Raw genomic sequence first — 17,772 nt, 5'->3', positions numbered from 1 at the left:
ATTTTTATAAGATTCCCTTCTGTGTATTCTTACGTTGAACCGCTTGTAGTAAAAGTACGGTTTTGGCATCACATATCTCACCGGACTCCACCATTTTCATAGCGCGATCCACTGAGAGCTCTAACACATTGATATGCTCTTGTTCCTCTTCTAACCCTCCGCCAGATCCAACGCTCATGGTTTCATCATATGCTGCAAGAAAAAGATGAATTTTTTCGGTCAGTACTCCCGGAGATGTAAATACTGCTCCCATAGCTTCTAAGTTACTCACTTTATATCCAGTCTCTTCATAAGCTTCCCGAATGGCACATGCTTCAGGGCTGTCTCCATCTAATAATCCCGCACAAACTTCAATACTGGTATCTTGTTTATTAACTAAATATACCGGGTATCTAAATTGTTCAGTTAGAACGACAGTATTTTTGGCGCTATTATAGAGCAGTACAGCAGCGGCATGTCCTCTATCAAAGACTTCCCGAGTATGTGTTTCCCATTTAGTTTGGTTGGCAGGCAAAAAATCAAAGGTATATTCACGTAATGTATACTTCTTATCTGATAAGATCCGACTTTGTTCGTTTTTAATCTGTGATTTCGCCATAATTAAATATAAAAAAATCCCGCTTTGGATAAAGCGGGATTGATATTAATTGTATCCTAAATTTAAACTCTTGTTCGGTTGGTTATGCCAACATCGTTACCGGATTTTCAAGATATTGTCTCAACGTTTGTAGAAATTGTGCTCCCGTAGCGCCATCAACTGTTCTATGATCACAAGCAAGTGTTACCTTCATGGTGTTACCTACTACAATCTGCCCTTCTTTGACTACTGGTTTTTCAACGATCGCCCCAACAGACAAAATAGCAGAATTAGGTTGATTAATTATGGAGGTGAATTCCTGAATTCCAAACATTCCTAAGTTTGAAACCGTAAACGTACTTCCTTCCATCTCCTGCGGAGTCAATTTTTTATTTCTGGCTTTGCCTGCTAAATTCTTAACGTTCCCTCCAATCTGAGTTAGTGACATCTGATCTGCAAAAGGCAATACCGGAACTACAAGACCCTCGTCTACCGCAACTGCTACTCCGATATGGATATGCTTTGCGTACTTCATTGCAGTATCTGACCATTGTGTATTCACCTGTGGATGCTTACGCAAAGCCATTGCACATGCTTTAACCACCATATCGTTAAATGATACTTTTGTATCAGGCAATTGGTTAATGTTTTTACGAGAAAGCATAGCTTGCTCCATATTAACCTCTATAGTCAAGTAATAATGTGGTGCTGAAAATTTTGATTCTCCTAGACGCTTTGCAATTACTTTACGCATTTGAGAATTCTTAACTTCTTCAAAAGCTTCTTCTCCCGCAGGTGTATACATCTGTGGCGCTGGAGATTCTGTCTTAGTTTCAGTTTTTTGCGGAGCTGCTTCAGCTTTTTTGGAAGGCGTATACGACTCCACATCTTTTTTGACAATACGACCTTTATCTCCCGATCCTTTTATTTCAGAAAGACTAATTCCTTTGTCAGCAGCTATTTTTTTGGCTAGCGGAGAGGCAAAGATTCGTTCTCCGGAAGCGTTTGAAGTTTCTTCAGACGAAGAGGTCTCTTCCTGCTTCTGTGTATCAGCACTATCTGCTTCTGTATCTTTTGATTTCGCCTCAGTTTTTGCGGCTGAAGGAGTAACTTTTCCATCTTTTAATCCGGAAATGTCTGTGCCTTCAGGACCAATAATTGCTAATAATGCATCTACCGGAGCTGTTTCTCCTTCTCCTATTCCAATATGAAGTAACGTACCATTATAAAATGATTCGAACTCCATCGTAGCTTTGTCAGTTTCAATTTCTGCAAGGATATCTCCTTCCTCAACGCTATCACCTACTTTTTTTAACCATGTAGCTACGGTTCCTTCTTCCATCGTGTCACTAAGCCTTGGCATAGTGATTACTTCAACTCCTTCAGGAACTTCTGAAGAGGATGTATTAGTTGCTTCAGCTTCTTCAGGCTTAGATGCATCCGACGTATCAGCCTCTTTATCTTGAGTCTTTTCAGCAGCTCCTCCGTTTAGAAGATCGGATATATCCTCACCTTCCTCACCAATGATTGCTAAAAGCTGATCAACCGGAGCTGTTTCTCCTTCTTCTATTCCAATATGAAGCAAGGTTCCTTCATAAAAGGATTCGAACTCCATGGTAGCCTTATCGGTTTCAATTTCTGCAAGGATATCCCCTTCACTTACTTTATCGCCTTTTTTAACAAGCCACTTTGCAACAACGCCTTCTTCCATCGTGTCGCTCAAACGCGGCATATTGATTACTGTAGCCATATCTTATTGTGGTTTGTGTGATAAAAACGGGTAATCCTTTTGATCGTAAACAACGTCATACATAACGTTTTTCTCTGGGAACGGAGAATCTTCGGCGAATTTTTGACACGCTGCTACATTTTCCTTTACGCGTTTGTCAATCGCCGCAATCTCATCATCTGTTGCATATTTCTCTTCCTTAATTACATCCAACACCTGAGTAATTGGATCAATTTTTTGGTATTCTGCAACTTCGTCTTTCGTTCTATATTTTTGAGCATCACTCATCGAGTGTCCTCTATAACGGTATGTTTTCAATTCTAAAAAGGTTGGACCTCCGCCTGTTCTTGCTCGTTCGATAGCTTCATCCATAGCTTCTGCCACCTTCACTGGGTTCATAGCATCTACAGGACCGCAAGGCATCTCGTACCCCAAACCAAGCTTCCATATATCGGTATGATTAGCAGTTCGCTCTACAGAAGTTCCCATAGCGTACCCATTGTTTTCTACACAAAAAACTACTGGAAGTTTCCATAGCATCGCTAAATTGAATGTTTCATGTAAAGAACCTTGGCGAGTAGCCCCATCTCCCATAAAGGTAAGGGTTACTGCATCTCTTTTATGATATTTATCTGCAAATGCTAAACCGGCTCCGAGAGGAATTTGACCTCCAACAATCCCATGACCACCGTAAAACCTATGTTCTTTAGAAAAAATATGCATAGATCCACCCAAACCTTGAGAGGTTCCGGTTCCTTTACCATACAATTCTGCCATCACACGTTTTGGATCAACGCCCATTCCTATTGGCTGTACATGATTACGATATGCCGTAATCATACGATCTTTTGTCAAATCCATCGCATGTAATGCGCCTGCCAAAATTGCTTCCTGACCGTTATACAAATGCAAGAACCCTCTTACTTTTTGCTGGATATATACTTGAGCTAGTTTGTCTTCAAACTTTCTCCAGAAAAGCATATCTTCATACCACTTCAGGTAAACTTCTTTGGTTATTTTTTCCATTTAGAATGTAATAATATTTCTATTTATTTATAGATGATCTACAGTTCGCATAAACAACATATACATTTTACGAACCTGATCCTTCGTGACGACACGAAAAGCAAAAATAATATATTCACCTGTAAGGGAAAAGGAGTTTATTGATAAATATTAACTCTTTACTAGAGATATGATTTGTCAAAAATCAACGGCAACAAGTTCGCTAGTGAATTTGAACATACTACTTTGCCGGTTTCACCCATAAAATAAATTTCAATCGGTTGCTTTTGTTTAATTTCGTACTCAGCTATCGCTTGCCTACATGCTCCACAAGGTGGCGTTGGTGTAATAAGCTGATGTTTTAAGGATCGTGCAGATAATGCCATTTTTACTACGGGTACATCAGGATAATTAGCTCCCGCATAATAGATCGCTGTTCGTTCTGCACAAAGACCTGATGGATAGGATGCATTTTCCTGATTATTTCCAAGTATTACTTCCCCATTATCAAGCAGCAATGCTGCTCCGACTAAAAATTCTGAATAAGGCGCATACGCTTTATCCCGTATTTGCATCGCTTGCTTCATTAATCCTTGAATGTCGTCAGTGGTTTCTTCTAACGAATTATACACCTGTAACGTGGATTTTATTTCTATCTCTTTCAATGTAAATGCTTAAAAAATTATTGCCTGACAATGTACTACAAAGAAAAAAAGTATCAAACAGTTCGCTTGATACTTTTAACCTACTTTTATTTACTAAAATTAATTTTCAACATATTCGTCCCCAAAATTAAAAGACAATCCAAATCTCAACGTTCCTTCTAATGGACTTTTTACAGGAGAGGTAGAGAAAAGATATGAAATATCGATATTTACAATAGTGTATCTAAAACCTGCCCCTAAAGAGACAAATTTACGCGCTCCTTTTTCCTCTGCTTCGTTAAAGTATCCCGCTCTAAAGGCAAACACATCCTGATACATATATTCTGCTCCTAAAGACCAGGTTAATTCTTTTAACTCTTCGCTAAATCCATCTGGAGCATCCCCCCAAGAAGAAAAAATAGCCCCAAACGAACTGATATCCTGATACTCTTCGCTATCGCCTCCATTTATCTCTCCGTCACCATTGAAATCCTGCGGTGAAGGCACCAACAGTTTATTAATCTCTATAGAAGGTGTGATACGATTGGATTCGTCTAAAAGAAAGTCAAAACCAGCTCCTAATTTGAAATTAGTAGGAATAAAGTTTTCCTGCCCCGCATCATCGTATTTTATTTTAGGTCCGATATTAGAAATATTTACTCCGGCTCTCCAGCGTCCATTAAACGAATTATAAGCAATTTCTTCACTCTGATAAAATCCGGCAATATCGACACCAAAACTACCCGATGCAGAAATATCTTCTGTCCCATTAGAAAGTCTTAAATCCGAGCGTAAATATCGTCCGGCAACAGCCATCGAAAAACGATCACTTAATCGCAAGGCATACGAGACATCCACTGTCAATTCATTAGGCTTCTCAATTAACCCTAAATCGTTTGGGTTCTCCCTAAATTCTATTTCACCCAAGCTAAAATACTTAAAACTTGCTGCAACAGCACTTCTATCATTAATACGATTATAGTATGTCAAATTACCAAGTCCTATATCATTAACTAACTGACTTAGGTAAGGTGTATAATTAACCCCAACACCTTGTTTTTTCTCTATGAAAGCATATTTAGCCGGATTCCATTGTTGGGAAAAAGCATCTGCAGTTGTTGCTACACCTTGGTCCGCCAATCCTGCAGCCCTCGCGTCAGCAGCTATTAAGAGGAATGGTACTGCGGTAGTTATAGCCCTCTTATCTTGCGCATGTAGTTTAGTACCCAAAATCGATATAAGCCCCAAAGCCAGGATGATAATTTTTTTCATAATTGAGTTTAGTTTAGACAAATATAAAGTTATTTCGTTACTAAAAAAGAACAACGTTTTTAAATTAAGGAACGCACTACGTACCTAACGTTTGTTTTCAAGATATCTTATTAAAACCATTAAATTTAATTAATAACCTTGTATTAGTATTTAAGAGCCATAACTTTTAGCTAAATCTGAAAAAAGAACGTTTTTAGTCGGGATTATTTTACACTTTATCGAGGTTAGATTCTTAAACATTCTTATAAAAAACTAAAATCTACTATAGCGAACCATTCATCTTAACATTTAAAAATGATGATTTTAAACTGTCAAAAAAAAACTCTTTTCCGCGCTCTTCTCAGAATTCATGGGTATTTACAAATCATTTCACAATAAACTGATACATCTGTCGTTATTGAGAACTCAGGGCAGATATAATTATTTAAACCGAAATGATAATAATTTAAAAAAATTGGGGTAAATTTAGCTGTAATTATTATATTGCGAGCCCTAATTTCTACTTTAACGAACTTAAGATTATGAAAAAAGCGTTTATTTTTAAGTCGCTAATGTTACTCACCATTAGCACTTTACTGTTAAGCTGTAATCAAAATGATTATGGTGACAGTTCTCGAGCCACCGGCTGGAAATACAATTCCAAAGAAGGTGGATTCCAAGTAAACACAAATTATAAAGAACAAGAGACAGGTCCGGGACTTGTTTTTGTTGAAGGGGGTACCTTTACAATGGGCCGTGTTCAAGACGATGTTATGCACGATTGGAACAATACTCCAACGCAACAGCATATTCAATCGTTCTATATGGACGAAACCGAAGTAACCAATATCATGTATCTGGAATATCTTGACTGGTTAAAAGGTGTGTATCCTCCGACAGAGCCTAAATATAAGAATATCTATAACGGTGCGCTTCCTGATACGCTAGTTTGGAGAAATCGTCTTGGGTTTAATGAAATGATGACCAACAACTACTTGCGTCATCCCGCCTATGCAAATTATCCGGTAGTGGGTGTAAACTGGATACAGGCAGTAGAATTTAGTAATTGGAGAACAAACCGAGTAAACGAACGCATACTCGAAGAAGAGCAAGTAATTCGAGAAAACGCTCCTTTTGAAGACGTATCGGCAGAGAGCACATTTGACACGGAAACATATCTAAACGCTCCATCTCAAACCTATGGTGGAAATGATGAAGCTATACGTGGAGGAAGAGCTTCAGAAAAATACGAGCAGCGTAATGATTCTACGGGATTATATATCCAGCGTAAGGATGGGTTACTGCTACCAAAGTATAGACTTCCTACAGAAGCAGAATGGGAGTATGCTGCTTTAGGATTAGTTGAACTTAGAAGTTACAACATCTACAGAGGGCGTAAAAAATATCCTTGGAACGGAAAATACACACGTTCTGGCAAAAGAAGAACACGTGGAGACCAATTAGCTAACTTTAAGCAAGGTGATGGTGACTATGGTGGAATCGCAGGATGGAGTGATGATGGAGCGGATATTACAGCACCGGTTAAGTCTTACGATCCTAATGACTACGGTCTCTATGACATGGCTGGAAACGTTGCAGAATGGGTAGCGGATATCTATAGACCTATCGTAGATGATGAATATAATGATTTCAATTACTACAGAGGGAATGTATATACTAAAAACGCTATAAATCCTGATGGTACAGTTAAAATTGTTACTACAGATTCAATCATCTTTGATACCTTGAGTAACGGTAAAATTGTTGCAAGAGTTTTACCGGGAGGTATTTTACAAACTCCTGTTGACGAAAACGAAACCTACCTAAGAACAAATTTCACCCAGAGTGATAATAGAAACTTTAGAGATGGTGACAAAAGTTCTTCACGTTATTATGAAGGTTATCAAGATGAGAACACACCTAATCGCCGAATGTATAACGCTCCGATTCACAAAGTAGGACCAAGTGCAGAAGACAGTACTAAGCTAGACAGAAGTTATGACGAATCTAGCAAACGAACCACGATTGTAGGCGAGAATGTACGTGTTTACAAAGGCGGTTCTTGGAAAGACAGAGCTTATTGGTTAGATCCTGCACAACGCAGATTCTTCCCTCAAGACATGTCCACAGACTATATCGGATTTAGAAATGCAATGTCCCGTGTTGGAACTAAAGCAAAAAACAAAAAAACACCAAGACATCGTAAACCAAGATAATTACTATTCCATCAATAAGACAACTGAAAGCCCTGCATAAATTTTATACGGGGCTTTTTTTTACCCTATCATTCTATGACTATTGCAGCGTTACATACCATTTTTTTAAAGAGTTCAGGCATCTGTACTGATACCAGAACGTTAAAATCGAATCAACTGTTTTTTGCTCTCAAAGGCGATAATTTTGACGGTAACCAGTATGCCGAACATGCTATTAACCAAGAAGCCCTTTACGCTGTTATAGATGATCAAAACATACCTAGCAATAATAAGTTTATACACGTCGACAATGTGCTCGAGACGTTACAAAAACTAGCCACCTACCACAGAGAATATTTAGAAATCAAAATCATTGCATTAACTGGCAGTAATGGCAAAACAACCACAAAAGAACTTATCAACACTGTTCTTAAAACAACCTACGCTACCAGCGCCACAAAAGGCAATCTCAATAATCACATAGGAGTACCTCTCACGTTACTGTCAATGAACAAAGAAACCGAGATAGGCATTGTTGAAATGGGTGCTAACCATGTAAAGGAAATAGAACTCTTATGCAGTATAGCAAAACCTGATTTTGGATATATTACTAATATTGGAAAGGCACATCTGGAAGGGTTCGGTAGCCTAGAAGGTATTTTGCAAGGTAAAACAGAATTATACCGTTATCTGCAGAAAACGGACAACTTAGTGTTTTTAAATACAGAAGACAACAAGCTTGCAGATGCGGCAGCGAACAATAAAACGTTTACATTTTCTCAAAACGATAGTACCGATACTACCGTTTCATTTATAAAAGCAACACCAATGGTTTCCTTATGTTTTAGAGCATTAACCATACACAGTAATCTTATAGGCACCTACAATTTTACAAATATAGCCGCCGCAATTGCAATTGCAGACTACTTTAATATACCAGCTGAAACCATAAAAACCGCTATCGAATCTTACACTCCAAAAAATAACCGTTCTGAAATTGTAAGGTTCAAAAATCATAAGATAATTCTGGATGCTTATAATGCAAATCCAACAAGTACCTCTGCTGCCATAAACAACTTTGCAACGTTGCCTTACACTTCTAAATCAGTATTTCTTGGTGACATGTTTGAATTAGGCGAATACAGCCTTATAGAACATGAAAAAATAGTAGAACAGTTACTCTCAACGGACATTGATCAAATCATACTTATTGGTCAAAACTTCTATAAAACTACTACCAACCATCCTAAAATTACAAAGTTCCCTTCGTTTGACACTTTTAAAGAACAATGGAACATCTCACTTTTATCTAATGGAAACCTCATTAAAGGCTCCCGTGGAATGAAATTAGAGCGAATAGTGAGCTTACTGAATGATCCTGAGTAACAGTCATTAAAGCTGTTCAACTACAACGCTTTATATTTCAAAGACATAAACTTCTTACAACCGTTAATTCTAAAATTATCCGTTAACTTGGTATTAACACAAATATTTGATTACTAGCGCTTTGTTAACTACTAATTAACAAGAAAAATCCCTTATAATAAATATTTTTACGAAGTCACACAAAATATTTATCATGAAGGAACTATTAATCACGCTATGCCTTTTTGCGTATGCAATTGGGTTTACTCAAACCGAACCACAGAAAGCCGAATCACAGGATACTTTATTAATTCAGATGGTAGACAATCGCGTCAAACTACTACAGGATGAGCTTAATTTAACCAATACAACAGCAAACATCCTCAGAAAAAAAATTGTGGAGTATTCGGTCGAAGCCGATAAGATCATTCAATCGGAGCTACCATATAACGAAAAAGCACGTAAATTAAAGAGTCTCCTATACTATCAGGAGATTGAATTAAAAAATTTACTTACCGTACCTCAATATTACAAATATGTAAACCTCACGGCAAGCAACTAGGAATTACAATAAAATGCGAAGTGTATTGTGGGTCATACTGGATTCGAACCAGTGACTTCTACCCTGTCAAGGTAACACTCTGAACCAACTGAGTTAATGACCCGCTTAATGCTATTTTTTAGAAGAAAAAATAAACATCATACTAAAAATAAAACCCATACAAATGTATGGGTTTTATTGTGGGCGATGAGGGATTCGAACCCCCGACCCCCTCGGTGTAAACGAGGTGCTCTGAACCAACTGAGCTAATCGCCCTTGTCATTTTCGCAACAGTTATTCCCTGATTGCGGATGCAAATATAGCACAGTTTTACACTCTACCAAAGCTTTTTGAAAAAAAAATCAAATTATTTCTGCCACTGTAAATGTACTTCCTCCAACAAAAATCAAATCTGAATTTTTAGCAGCCTGTAATGCAGCTTTATAGCCCATTTGAACACTGTCAAAAGTAGTCCCATTTAATTTAAATTTTTTTCCAAATTTCTCCAGATTTCTTTCATCCATCCCCCGTGGTATGTCAGGTTTAACAAAATAATAAGTGGCTTCAGTCGGAAACAAGGGTAAAATCTCGTCAAGATTCTTTTCGCTCACAACGCCCAAAACTATATGAAGGTGCTCATAAGATTCTTCAAGCAGTTGTTCTAATACAATTTGTAAGCCATCAAAGTTATGAGCCGTATCCACTAGCACCTTGGGATTTGACTGTAAGCACTGCCATCTACCAAGTAGGCCTGTATTTTCAACAACCTTGGCCAGACCACTTCGCGCATTCTTTTGATTAATTCTCCATCCAAGCCCGTTTAAGACAGCTATAGCTTGCACAACCGTTCGAACATTCTCTTTTTGATAAAATCCTTTTAAATCTGTTTCTATGTCTGTAGAAATATTTTCAGCTAAATACAAAGGGGCTTTATTATTACCTGCGATTGTTTCAAATACCTCTTTGGTTTCTGTAGTAGAAATACCTATAACTACAGGAGTGTATGGTTTGATTATACCCGCTTTCTCCTTTGCTATTGCTTGCCTCGTCGTTCCCAAAAACTGTGTATGATCTAACCCTATATTCGTAATTATCGAAACTTCTGGCTTTACAATATTTGTAGAGTCTAAACGACCACCAAGTCCGGTTTCTATAATTGCAATATCCACTTTTTGATCTGAAAAGTATTGAAATGCCAAACCCACTGTCATTTCAAAAAATGACAATGCTTTACTTTCAAAATAACTTTTGTGTCTTTTCAAAAAATCAACGACAAAATCCTCACTTATCATCTCACCATTAATCTTAATACGCTCTCTATAGTCTTTTAAATGTGGCGAGGTATACAAGCCCACCTTGTAACCAGCTTCTTGCATTACAGAAGCTAACATATGACTAGTAGACCCTTTACCATTAGTTCCGGCAACATGCACACTCCTAAATGTAGTTTGAGGATTTCCTAGATGCTTTGCCAGTTCAATAGTATTAGAGAGGTCAGCTTTATACGCATGTTTACCTACACGTTGGTACATTGGTAACCGGGCAAACATCCAATCCAATGTTTCCCGGTAGGTTATTTGAATACTCATTAATTATTCTGAAATTTCGAACTGATACACTATCGTGCCGACTTGTTTTACAGGAGCCTTAGCATCACTATTGAATCGGGTTGCTAGTGCTGCTCTTTTTGCCGGCTCCATTAGACAAGCCGAATTATTAGTTGTTCCTTTAACTCCGGGAGTCGCTCGCACTACCCGACCTTGCTGGTCCACATCGATACGAACAACTACAATACCAGACTCATTACAATCCTGAACAAACTTTTCCTTATTTAGCGCTTTTCTACCCCCTAAGCGATAATTACCATCACCATCAAGTCCTTTACCAGTCCCATAATACGATTTTGCATTAGGGTCTCCTGCAGTACTGCCCTTATCTCCAGGCTCAATAGTATTACCCTCTCCTCCTTTTGCCTTACCATCAGTCTTAGGTCCATTAGAAAAGCTTTCCAAGATATCTAAAGTAGATTTATCAGGTTTTGGATCAGGTTTCTCTTCAACAGGCTTTTCTACCTCTTTCTTAACTTCTGCCTTCTTAGAATCTATAGTCTTATCAGCAGTTTTTTTCTTCTTATCTTCAGCTTTCTTTTTGACCTCTGCTTTCTCCTTTATCACAGGGGCAGTTTCATTATTCTGAGTAACTACCTTTTCTGACAGCTCTGACGCCTCAGACTTTTGTTCCTTCTCTACAGAAGTAGGACTCACAACTTTGGGTTTAGGCGCAGATCTTATGGGCTCCTTGGATTGTACATTTCCATTACCAAAATCTGAGGTACCAAAGTTCACTGCGATTCCATTCTCCGGTGCAGGATCCAGATAACTTAAACTAACATAAAATAATAATACTACAATTGCTATATGCAGCGCAATTGTAATTATCATGGATTTTCGTTTATGTTTTGTATCTAGATTAAACATACTTTTTATTCCGGCTTAACGGCCAAGATCACTTTAAATCTATTTCTATTTGCTATATCCATAACGCTTACTGCTTTTTCTATAGGCACACCTTCTTCAGCTCTAAGAATTATAGTAGGTTCAGGGGTTCCCGACAAACGCTCTAACAAGGTAGCTTCCAAACTACTTTGACTCACCCGCTCTGTGTCGATATAGTATTGCAATTTATTCGTAATACTCACCGATATGTTTTGAACATTTGAGCTTTTTCCACTGGCTTTTGGCAAAATTAAATCAAGAGCCTCCGGAGTAATTGTTGGAGATGTCAATAAAAAAAACACCAACAATAAAAACACAATGTCTGTCATTGACGACATACTGAACTCTGGACTGACTTTATTTCTTCCTCGTAAATTCATATTATACAGGTTCGTTCAATAAGTCCAAGAAATCCACAGCTGTTGCCTCCATCTGGTGTACTACCTTATCAGTTCGTACAACTAAATGATTATAGCCAATATAAGCCACAATACCTACCACAAGTCCTGCCACGGTAGTTGTCATGGCCGTATAAATCCCTTCTGCCAGAGATCCCATATCCGCACTTCCAGCACTTGACGCTAAGTTATGGAAAGCTAAAATCATACCAATTACGGTTCCTAGGAAACCAATCATTGGCGCAGCTCCTGCTACAGTTGCCAGGATACTAACGTTCTTTTCCAGTTTGTAGATCTCTAAGCGACCTGCATTTTCTATAGCTGTATTAATATCATCCAAAGGACTTCCGATTCTGGATATTCCTTTTTCTGTCAAACGAGATACAGGATTATTAGTTTGTGCACATAGAATTTTGGCTGCCTCAATTTTACCATTTGCTACATGATCTCTAATTTGATGCATAAAGCTTTCGTCATACTTCGAAGCCGCTTTGATTGCAAAAATTCTTTCAAAATAAATATATACTGCGACAAAGAGTAAAACGAATAAAATTGCAATAATCAAAACACCAGCAGTACCACCGCTAAGTAGTAAATCTATAATGGACAGTGATTTTTCTTCTGCTTCTGGAGCTACTTCCTCGGCTATTTGGGCTAGTGAACCAAGTGATAATAAATGCATCATATTGTTGTTGTTATTTTAAGGTTACTACAATAACGTAAATTGGATAGGTTAAGTATACTGTTACAAGATAAAAATTATTCCCAATAACCCCACTGTACCAAGTACTATCGTATAAGGAAGTGCCATTTTGACCATTTTACCATATGATAGTCCGATTAACGGTGCTAAAGAAGAAGTAAGTAAGAATAAAAATGCTGCCTGACCATTGGGCGTAGCAACACTTGGTAAGTTTGTACCAGTATTTATTGCAATTGCCAGCTTCTCGAACTGCTCTCTGGAAATAACATTGTTGTCAAAAGCTTGTTTAACTTCACCTATATATACAGTAGCTACAAAAACGTTATCACTAATCATTGATAGCACTCCATTAGCAACATAAAACATAGCCGGTTGATCTTCCGGTTTTAAAGTAAGCGCCCAATCGATAATAGGTGTAAATAAGTGTTGATCATGAATCATAGCAACCACTACAAAAAAGACAACTAATAAACCGGTAAATGGTAACGCTTCTTCGAAGGCTTTACCAAGAGAATGCTCTTCTGTAATCCCCATAAAAGCAGTTTGTACAACAATCAATGCCAAACCAATAAAACCAACCGGAGCAAGGTGCAATGCTAATCCTATAATTAACAGAATTGCAGATACTGCCTGCACTATTAGACCATATTTTTCTTGAGGAGAACGCTTCTTATCCTCTTCATCTGTATAACTCTCAATAATTCTTCTGGCTACACTCGGTAATTTTTCGCCAAAACCAAACCACCCTGTCGTTTCTAACAAAACAGTCGTAAGTAATCCAAAAATTAATACCGGAATCGTAATTGGCGCCATTTGTAGAAAAAATTGAATAAAGTCCCACCCCATTTTTTCACCTATCAATAGATTTTGAGGTTCTCCTACCAAGGTGCAAACACCTCCTAAAGCGGTACCAACAACACCGTGCATAATTAAACTACGTAGAAAGCTTCTAAATTTCTCGAGAGTTTCTCCACTTAATTCTTTTCTATCCAAAGTACCATCATGATCAAAATCAGCATCGGGCATAGAGTGAATTTTATGATACACACCATAAAAACCAACAGCCACACTAATTAATACAGCTGTTACCGTTAGTGCGTCTAAAAACGCAGACAAAACCGCCGACAAGAAAACAAATAATAAAGATAAGATCAGTTTAGACCTAATTCGTGTAAACACTTTACTAAAAATATACATTAGTAGAGGTTTCATGAAGTAGATCCCAGCAACCATAAAAACCAGCAGTAAAACTACCTCTAGGTTTTGTGCTACTTCATTGTATGCATTTTTTGGTGTAGTCAGATTCAGAATCAATATCTCAATAGCCAGCAATCCTCCAGATTGTAAAGGATAACATTTGAGTGCCATGGCTAAAGTAAAAATAAACTCACCAATAAATATCCAAGCAGAGACCGTAGGTCCCAAAATGTAAATGGAAAATATATTGAAAATTAAAAATCCGATCATTATCATTTTGAACCATCTCGGACTGGTTCCTAAGAAATATTTAAACATAATTTGCTTGCTAAATTGGGTTAAATTTATATCAGCTGTTTAAGAGCAATCTCAAAAGCTGTTTTACTAATATTTGTTCTGGTTGGGTTATTGGAGTAGGTATGAGCGATCGCTTTGCGTATCGTTTCAGAAGTATCCATAAAAATAGCCTCATCTGTCATTTGTACACGACGCTCCATAAAATATGAGAATACTCTGGCCATACCACAGTTAGATATAAAATCCGGAATCAAACTTACGCGTTCGTCTGTATATTCCATAATGGGTCCAAAAAATATTTCTTTATCTGCAAAAGGGACATTGGCACCACAGGAAATAACTTCTAATCCAGACTCAATCATTTTTGTAATTTGATCTTTAGTTATCAGTCTTGATGCAGCGCAAGGAGCAAAAATTTCAGTCTGTAATTCCCAAATTTTATCATTGACCTCTTCAAAAGGAATTAGTGAATCACTAAACAATTTATTACCGACCTTATTAAGGTACAGTGTTTTAATATCATCAAAAGTAAAACCGTCTTCTTTTATAAGTCCTCCTGCATGATCAATAATCCCGACGATCTTAGCACCCATTTCAGAGAGATAATATGCAGCTGCAGAACCGACATTCCCAAATCCTTGAACAACGGCACGTTTACCTTTAACGTCTCCTCCATAAATTGCATAATAATGACGAACAGCCTCTGCCACACCATACCCGGTGATCATATCGGCAACGGTCAATTTACGAGATACATCCGGAGAAAACATCGTGTTTTCTAACACCTTGATTACGCCTTGACGCAATTGACCAATACGGTTAATTTTATCAGCAATTGACGGTTGAAAATGCCCGTTAAACACCCCCTCTTGCGGGTGCCATACACCACAATTCTCTGTAATTGGAATTACCTCATGGATTTCATCAACATTTAAATCTCCTCCAGTACCATAATAACTTTTTAACAAAGGAGAAACAGCTTTATACCACCGTTCTAAAACACCGGTTTTACGAGGATCATTCGGATCAAAATTAATTCCTGACTTAGCTCCTCCAATTTTAGGGCCTGAAACTGTAAATTTCACCTCCATAGTCTTAGCAAGAGATAAAACTTCATTTTGATCCAACCCCTTTCGCATTCTGGTTCCACCACCGGCAGCGCCACCTCTTAATGAATTTATTACCGTCCATCCTTCAGCTTCAGTCTCCGGATCCTTCCAATTAAAAACTATTTCTGGACTTTTATTTTCGTACTTCTTTAGTAATTCTTTCATAAATAAGATTTCAATTCAATTAAAAAACTTGTTTCCCACAATACTGATTCATTTTTAAGTTTTCACAGTTTCCCTTAGGGGAAGTTAACACTGTGTCATACTAAGAAATTTAACTGTTAATTGAAGTTTGATAAAATTCAAAATTTCACAAATATAAAAAACAAAATATGGGAAATACGTAAATATTTCAAAAATAATGTTTGCTTAAAACAAACTTTCACACTTCTTGAATAACAGAATAAATGAGACAAAAAGTATTGTGTAATTATATGCAGAAATCATCCTTTCAAAAAATGAAATAAATACTAAAACTATTGTTTTATAACTTATATTTGTAAGATTAATAAAAATACCCTGCGTAATGCAATTTATTTTTATCAAATAGTACAAATCGCGTGTTATGCACGCATAGTAAATTATAATTATATATGGACTTTAAGTTAACCGAAGAACAATTAATGATACGCGACGCAGCTCGCGATTTTGCTAAAGCAGAATTATTACCTGGAGTTATCGATCGTGATAACAAGCAAGAGTTCCCCACTGAACAGGTGAAAAAAATGGGAGAACTAGGATTTTTAGGAATGATGGCTTCTCCAGAATATGGCGGTGGCGGTATGGACACTGTATCCTACGTGTTAGTGATGGAAGAACTTTCTAAGATCGATGCTTCATGTTCGGTTATTGTATCGGTAAATAACTCTTTGGTATGCTGGGGTCTGGATACTTATGGTAATGACGCTCAAAAAGAAAAGTACCTTACAAAACTAACCACAGGAGAATCGATTGGTGCATTTTGCTTATCTGAACCTGAGGCTGGTAGTGATGCAACATCGCAAAAGACTACCGCTATTGATAAAGGAGATCATTATGTTCTTAATGGAACTAAAAACTGGATTACCAATGGTGGAAGTGCAGATTATTATCTGGTAATTGCTCAAACGGATAAAGAAAAGAAGCATAAAGGTATTAATGCTTTTATTGTTGAAAAAGGATGGGAAGGTTTTGAAATAGGCCCTAAAGAAGATAAATTAGGCATTAGAGGAAGTGATACACATTCCTTGATCTTTAACGATGTAAAAGTACCTAAAGAAAATCGTATTGGTGAAGATGGTTTTGGTTTCAAATTTGCTATGAAGACATTGGCAGGCGGACGTATTGGCATTGCGGCTCAAGCTTTAGGTATAGCGTCAGGAGCATACGAGTTAGCTAAAGAATATTCTAAAGTACGTAAAGCGTTTGGTACAGAAATCATGAATCATCAGGCAATTGCTTTTAAATTAGCAGACATGCATACTTCTATCGAAGCTGCCAGAATGCTTGTTCTGAAAGCTGCAATGGATAAAGACAATCATGAAAATTATGATTTATCAGGAGCTATGGCCAAATTATACGCCTCGCAAGTTGCAATGGATGTTGCTGTAGAAGCTGTCCAAGTTCATGGAGGTAATGGTTTTGTAAAGGAGTATCACGTGGAGCGATTAATGCGTGATGCTAAGATTACTCAAATCTATGAAGGTACAAGTGAAATCCAAAAAATAGTAATCTCAAGATCCATATTGAGAGATTAAATTACAAATCTTTTTATTAAGTACTATCCCAAATAACTAAAGCTATTTGGGATTTTTTTATCTCCGCAAAAAAAAAGACTTCGAAGAATACTATATCGTCTTTAGACATTTTGAGTATTAGGAGACAGAAATTACAGTATTAAAATAATTACAATCCATTAAAGCACTTTTCAAGCTATTCTATACAAGGAAAGCCCACAATTATAGGTCTATAAAATATTGAAAACACGTTTACCTAGACCCCGCTGCGTACTGTATTAATATACTAAATCATACGCTACCTACGCAACGCCGTACCCCAGAGAGATACATACGACACTCTAAACAGGTAAAACGTATAGATAATCTTAAATAATAAGGAAATACTACGTGTCCTACATCAATGTAATAAGTAATACTAACATTTTCAGGCATAAAAAAACCCTTCATCGTTACGATGAAGGGTTTCAAAAAAGGCGGTGACCTACTCTTCCACAGTAGTAGTACCATCGGCGCTAACGGGCTTAACTTCTCTGTTCGGAAAGGTAAGA

General features: G+C 37.3%; 15 protein-coding genes, 2 tRNA genes and 1 rRNA gene. 4 read left to right on the top strand and 14 right to left on the bottom strand.

Annotated elements, in window-relative coordinates; translation table 11 throughout:
* Window positions 1-4 precede the first annotated feature (4 nt).
* The 5 genes from BD809_RS08495 to porV form a co-directional block, all read right to left on the bottom strand.
* Window positions 5-598: an NUDIX domain-containing protein gene (locus BD809_RS08495; RefSeq protein WP_148782547.1), complete on the bottom strand. Its 594-nt coding sequence runs from the start codon at window positions 596-598 to the stop codon at window positions 5-7.
* An 82-nt stretch (window positions 599-680) separates the two neighbouring features.
* Window positions 681-2,327 carry a pyruvate dehydrogenase complex dihydrolipoamide acetyltransferase gene (locus BD809_RS08490; protein WP_148782546.1) on the bottom strand — a complete coding sequence of 549 codons (1,647 nt, stop codon included), beginning with the start codon at window positions 2,325-2,327 and terminating at the stop codon, window positions 681-683.
* Between the two features lie 3 nt (window positions 2,328-2,330).
* A complete protein-coding gene (gene pdhA, locus BD809_RS08485; RefSeq protein ID WP_148782545.1) occupies window positions 2,331-3,332 on the bottom strand; it encodes a pyruvate dehydrogenase (acetyl-transferring) E1 component subunit alpha in 1,002 nt (333 codons plus the stop codon).
* Between the two features lie 161 nt (window positions 3,333-3,493).
* Window positions 3,494-3,976 (bottom strand): cytidine deaminase, encoded by a 483-nt coding sequence (locus tag BD809_RS08480; protein ID WP_148782544.1) that lies wholly within the window; start codon window positions 3,974-3,976, stop codon window positions 3,494-3,496.
* A 99-nt stretch (window positions 3,977-4,075) separates the two neighbouring features.
* Window positions 4,076-5,227, bottom strand: coding sequence for a type IX secretion system outer membrane channel protein PorV (porV, locus tag BD809_RS08475; protein ID WP_148782543.1), 1,152 nt, complete (start codon window positions 5,225-5,227; stop codon window positions 4,076-4,078).
* 521 nt (window positions 5,228-5,748) lie between these two features.
* Between porV and gldJ the strand changes: the two genes are divergently transcribed.
* The 3 genes from gldJ to BD809_RS08460 all read left to right on the top strand — a co-directional run bounded on the left by gldJ (window position 5,749) and on the right by BD809_RS08460 (window position 9,328).
* Entirely contained in the window at window positions 5,749-7,422 is a 1,674-nt protein-coding gene (gene gldJ / locus BD809_RS08470) for a gliding motility lipoprotein GldJ (RefSeq protein ID WP_148782542.1), read from the top strand.
* Window positions 7,423-7,497: 75 nt separating this feature from the next.
* Window positions 7,498-8,787 carry a UDP-N-acetylmuramoyl-tripeptide--D-alanyl-D-alanine ligase gene (locus BD809_RS08465; protein WP_148782541.1) on the top strand — a complete coding sequence of 430 codons (1,290 nt, stop codon included), beginning with the start codon at window positions 7,498-7,500 and terminating at the stop codon, window positions 8,785-8,787.
* Window positions 8,788-8,980: 193 nt separating this feature from the next.
* Window positions 8,981-9,328, top strand: coding sequence for a hypothetical protein (locus BD809_RS08460; protein WP_148782540.1), 348 nt, complete (start codon window positions 8,981-8,983; stop codon window positions 9,326-9,328).
* A 28-nt stretch (window positions 9,329-9,356) separates the two neighbouring features.
* On the opposite strand, the gene BD809_RS08455 is transcribed toward BD809_RS08460, so the two are convergent.
* The 8 genes from BD809_RS08455 to BD809_RS08420 all read right to left on the bottom strand — a co-directional run bounded on the left by BD809_RS08455 (window position 9,357) and on the right by BD809_RS08420 (window position 15,671).
* Window positions 9,357-9,431, bottom strand: a tRNA-Val gene (locus BD809_RS08455).
* A gap of 77 nt (window positions 9,432-9,508) precedes the next feature.
* Window positions 9,509-9,583, bottom strand: a tRNA-Val gene (locus BD809_RS08450).
* Window positions 9,584-9,669: 86 nt separating this feature from the next.
* Entirely contained in the window at window positions 9,670-10,896 is a 1,227-nt protein-coding gene (locus tag BD809_RS08445; RefSeq protein WP_317130861.1) for a bifunctional folylpolyglutamate synthase/dihydrofolate synthase, read from the bottom strand.
* A gap of 3 nt (window positions 10,897-10,899) precedes the next feature.
* Window positions 10,900-11,748 carry an energy transducer TonB gene (locus BD809_RS08440; RefSeq protein WP_394348847.1) on the bottom strand — a complete coding sequence of 283 codons (849 nt, stop codon included), beginning with the start codon at window positions 11,746-11,748 and terminating at the stop codon, window positions 10,900-10,902.
* A 41-nt stretch (window positions 11,749-11,789) separates the two neighbouring features.
* Window positions 11,790-12,182: an ExbD/TolR family protein gene (locus BD809_RS08435; RefSeq protein WP_148782538.1), complete on the bottom strand. Its 393-nt coding sequence runs from the start codon at window positions 12,180-12,182 to the stop codon at window positions 11,790-11,792.
* A 1-nt stretch (window position 12,183) separates the two neighbouring features.
* A complete protein-coding gene (locus BD809_RS08430) occupies window positions 12,184-12,885 on the bottom strand; it encodes a MotA/TolQ/ExbB proton channel family protein (protein ID WP_148782537.1) in 702 nt (233 codons plus the stop codon).
* A 60-nt stretch (window positions 12,886-12,945) separates the two neighbouring features.
* The gene (gene nhaB, locus BD809_RS08425; protein ID WP_148782536.1) at window positions 12,946-14,418 is read right to left on the bottom strand and encodes a sodium/proton antiporter NhaB; all 1,473 of its coding nucleotides are present in this window, start codon (window positions 14,416-14,418) and stop codon (window positions 12,946-12,948) included.
* Window positions 14,419-14,444: 26 nt separating this feature from the next.
* The gene (locus BD809_RS08420) at window positions 14,445-15,671 is read right to left on the bottom strand and encodes a Glu/Leu/Phe/Val dehydrogenase dimerization domain-containing protein (RefSeq protein WP_148782535.1); all 1,227 of its coding nucleotides are present in this window, start codon (window positions 15,669-15,671) and stop codon (window positions 14,445-14,447) included.
* Between the two features lie 428 nt (window positions 15,672-16,099).
* On the opposite strand from BD809_RS08420, the gene BD809_RS08415 reads away from it, so the two are divergent.
* Entirely contained in the window at window positions 16,100-17,242 is a 1,143-nt protein-coding gene (locus BD809_RS08415; protein ID WP_148782534.1) for an acyl-CoA dehydrogenase, read from the top strand.
* Window positions 17,243-17,692: 450 nt separating this feature from the next.
* Here the strand turns inward: BD809_RS08415 and rrf are convergent.
* Window positions 17,693-17,772, bottom strand: a 5S ribosomal RNA gene (gene rrf / locus BD809_RS16055); the annotation flags it as partial.

It is taken from the genome of Aquimarina intermedia, assembly GCF_008124785.1.
Lineage (GTDB): Bacteria > Bacteroidota > Bacteroidia > Flavobacteriales > Flavobacteriaceae > Aquimarina > Aquimarina intermedia.
The sequence above is the reverse complement of the archived record's forward strand: the minus strand, read 5'-3'. Positions and strand labels throughout refer to the sequence as shown.

Excerpts from the sequence above, each read along its gene's own strand:
- porV (WP_148782543.1), bottom strand. The coding sequence starts at position 5,227 with ATGAAAAAAATTATCATCCTGGCTTTGGGGCTTATATCGATTTTGGGT.
- gldJ (WP_148782542.1), top strand. The coding sequence starts at position 5,749 with ATGAAAAAAGCGTTTATTTTTAAGTCGCTAATGTTACTCACCATTAGC.
- BD809_RS08420 (WP_148782535.1), bottom strand. The coding sequence starts at position 15,671 with ATGAAAGAATTACTAAAGAAGTACGAAAATAAAAGTCCAGAAATAGTT.
- BD809_RS08495 (WP_148782547.1), bottom strand. The coding sequence starts at position 598 with ATGGCGAAATCACAGATTAAAAACGAACAAAGTCGGATCTTATCAGAT.
- nhaB (WP_148782536.1), bottom strand. The coding sequence starts at position 14,418 with ATGTTTAAATATTTCTTAGGAACCAGTCCGAGATGGTTCAAAATGATA.
- BD809_RS08465 (WP_148782541.1), top strand. The coding sequence starts at position 7,498 with ATGACTATTGCAGCGTTACATACCATTTTTTTAAAGAGTTCAGGCATC.
- BD809_RS08440 (WP_394348847.1), bottom strand. The coding sequence starts at position 11,748 with ATGATAATTACAATTGCGCTGCATATAGCAATTGTAGTATTATTATTT.
- BD809_RS08445 (WP_317130861.1), bottom strand. The coding sequence starts at position 10,896 with ATGAGTATTCAAATAACCTACCGGGAAACATTGGATTGGATGTTTGCC.
- BD809_RS08435 (WP_148782538.1), bottom strand. The coding sequence starts at position 12,182 with ATGAATTTACGAGGAAGAAATAAAGTCAGTCCAGAGTTCAGTATGTCG.
- BD809_RS08490 (WP_148782546.1), bottom strand. The coding sequence starts at position 2,327 with ATGGCTACAGTAATCAATATGCCGCGTTTGAGCGACACGATGGAAGAA.
- BD809_RS08430 (WP_148782537.1), bottom strand. The coding sequence starts at position 12,885 with ATGATGCATTTATTATCACTTGGTTCACTAGCCCAAATAGCCGAGGAA.
- BD809_RS08415 (WP_148782534.1), top strand. The coding sequence starts at position 16,100 with ATGGACTTTAAGTTAACCGAAGAACAATTAATGATACGCGACGCAGCT.
- BD809_RS08460 (WP_148782540.1), top strand. The coding sequence starts at position 8,981 with ATGAAGGAACTATTAATCACGCTATGCCTTTTTGCGTATGCAATTGGG.
- pdhA (WP_148782545.1), bottom strand. The coding sequence starts at position 3,332 with ATGGAAAAAATAACCAAAGAAGTTTACCTGAAGTGGTATGAAGATATG.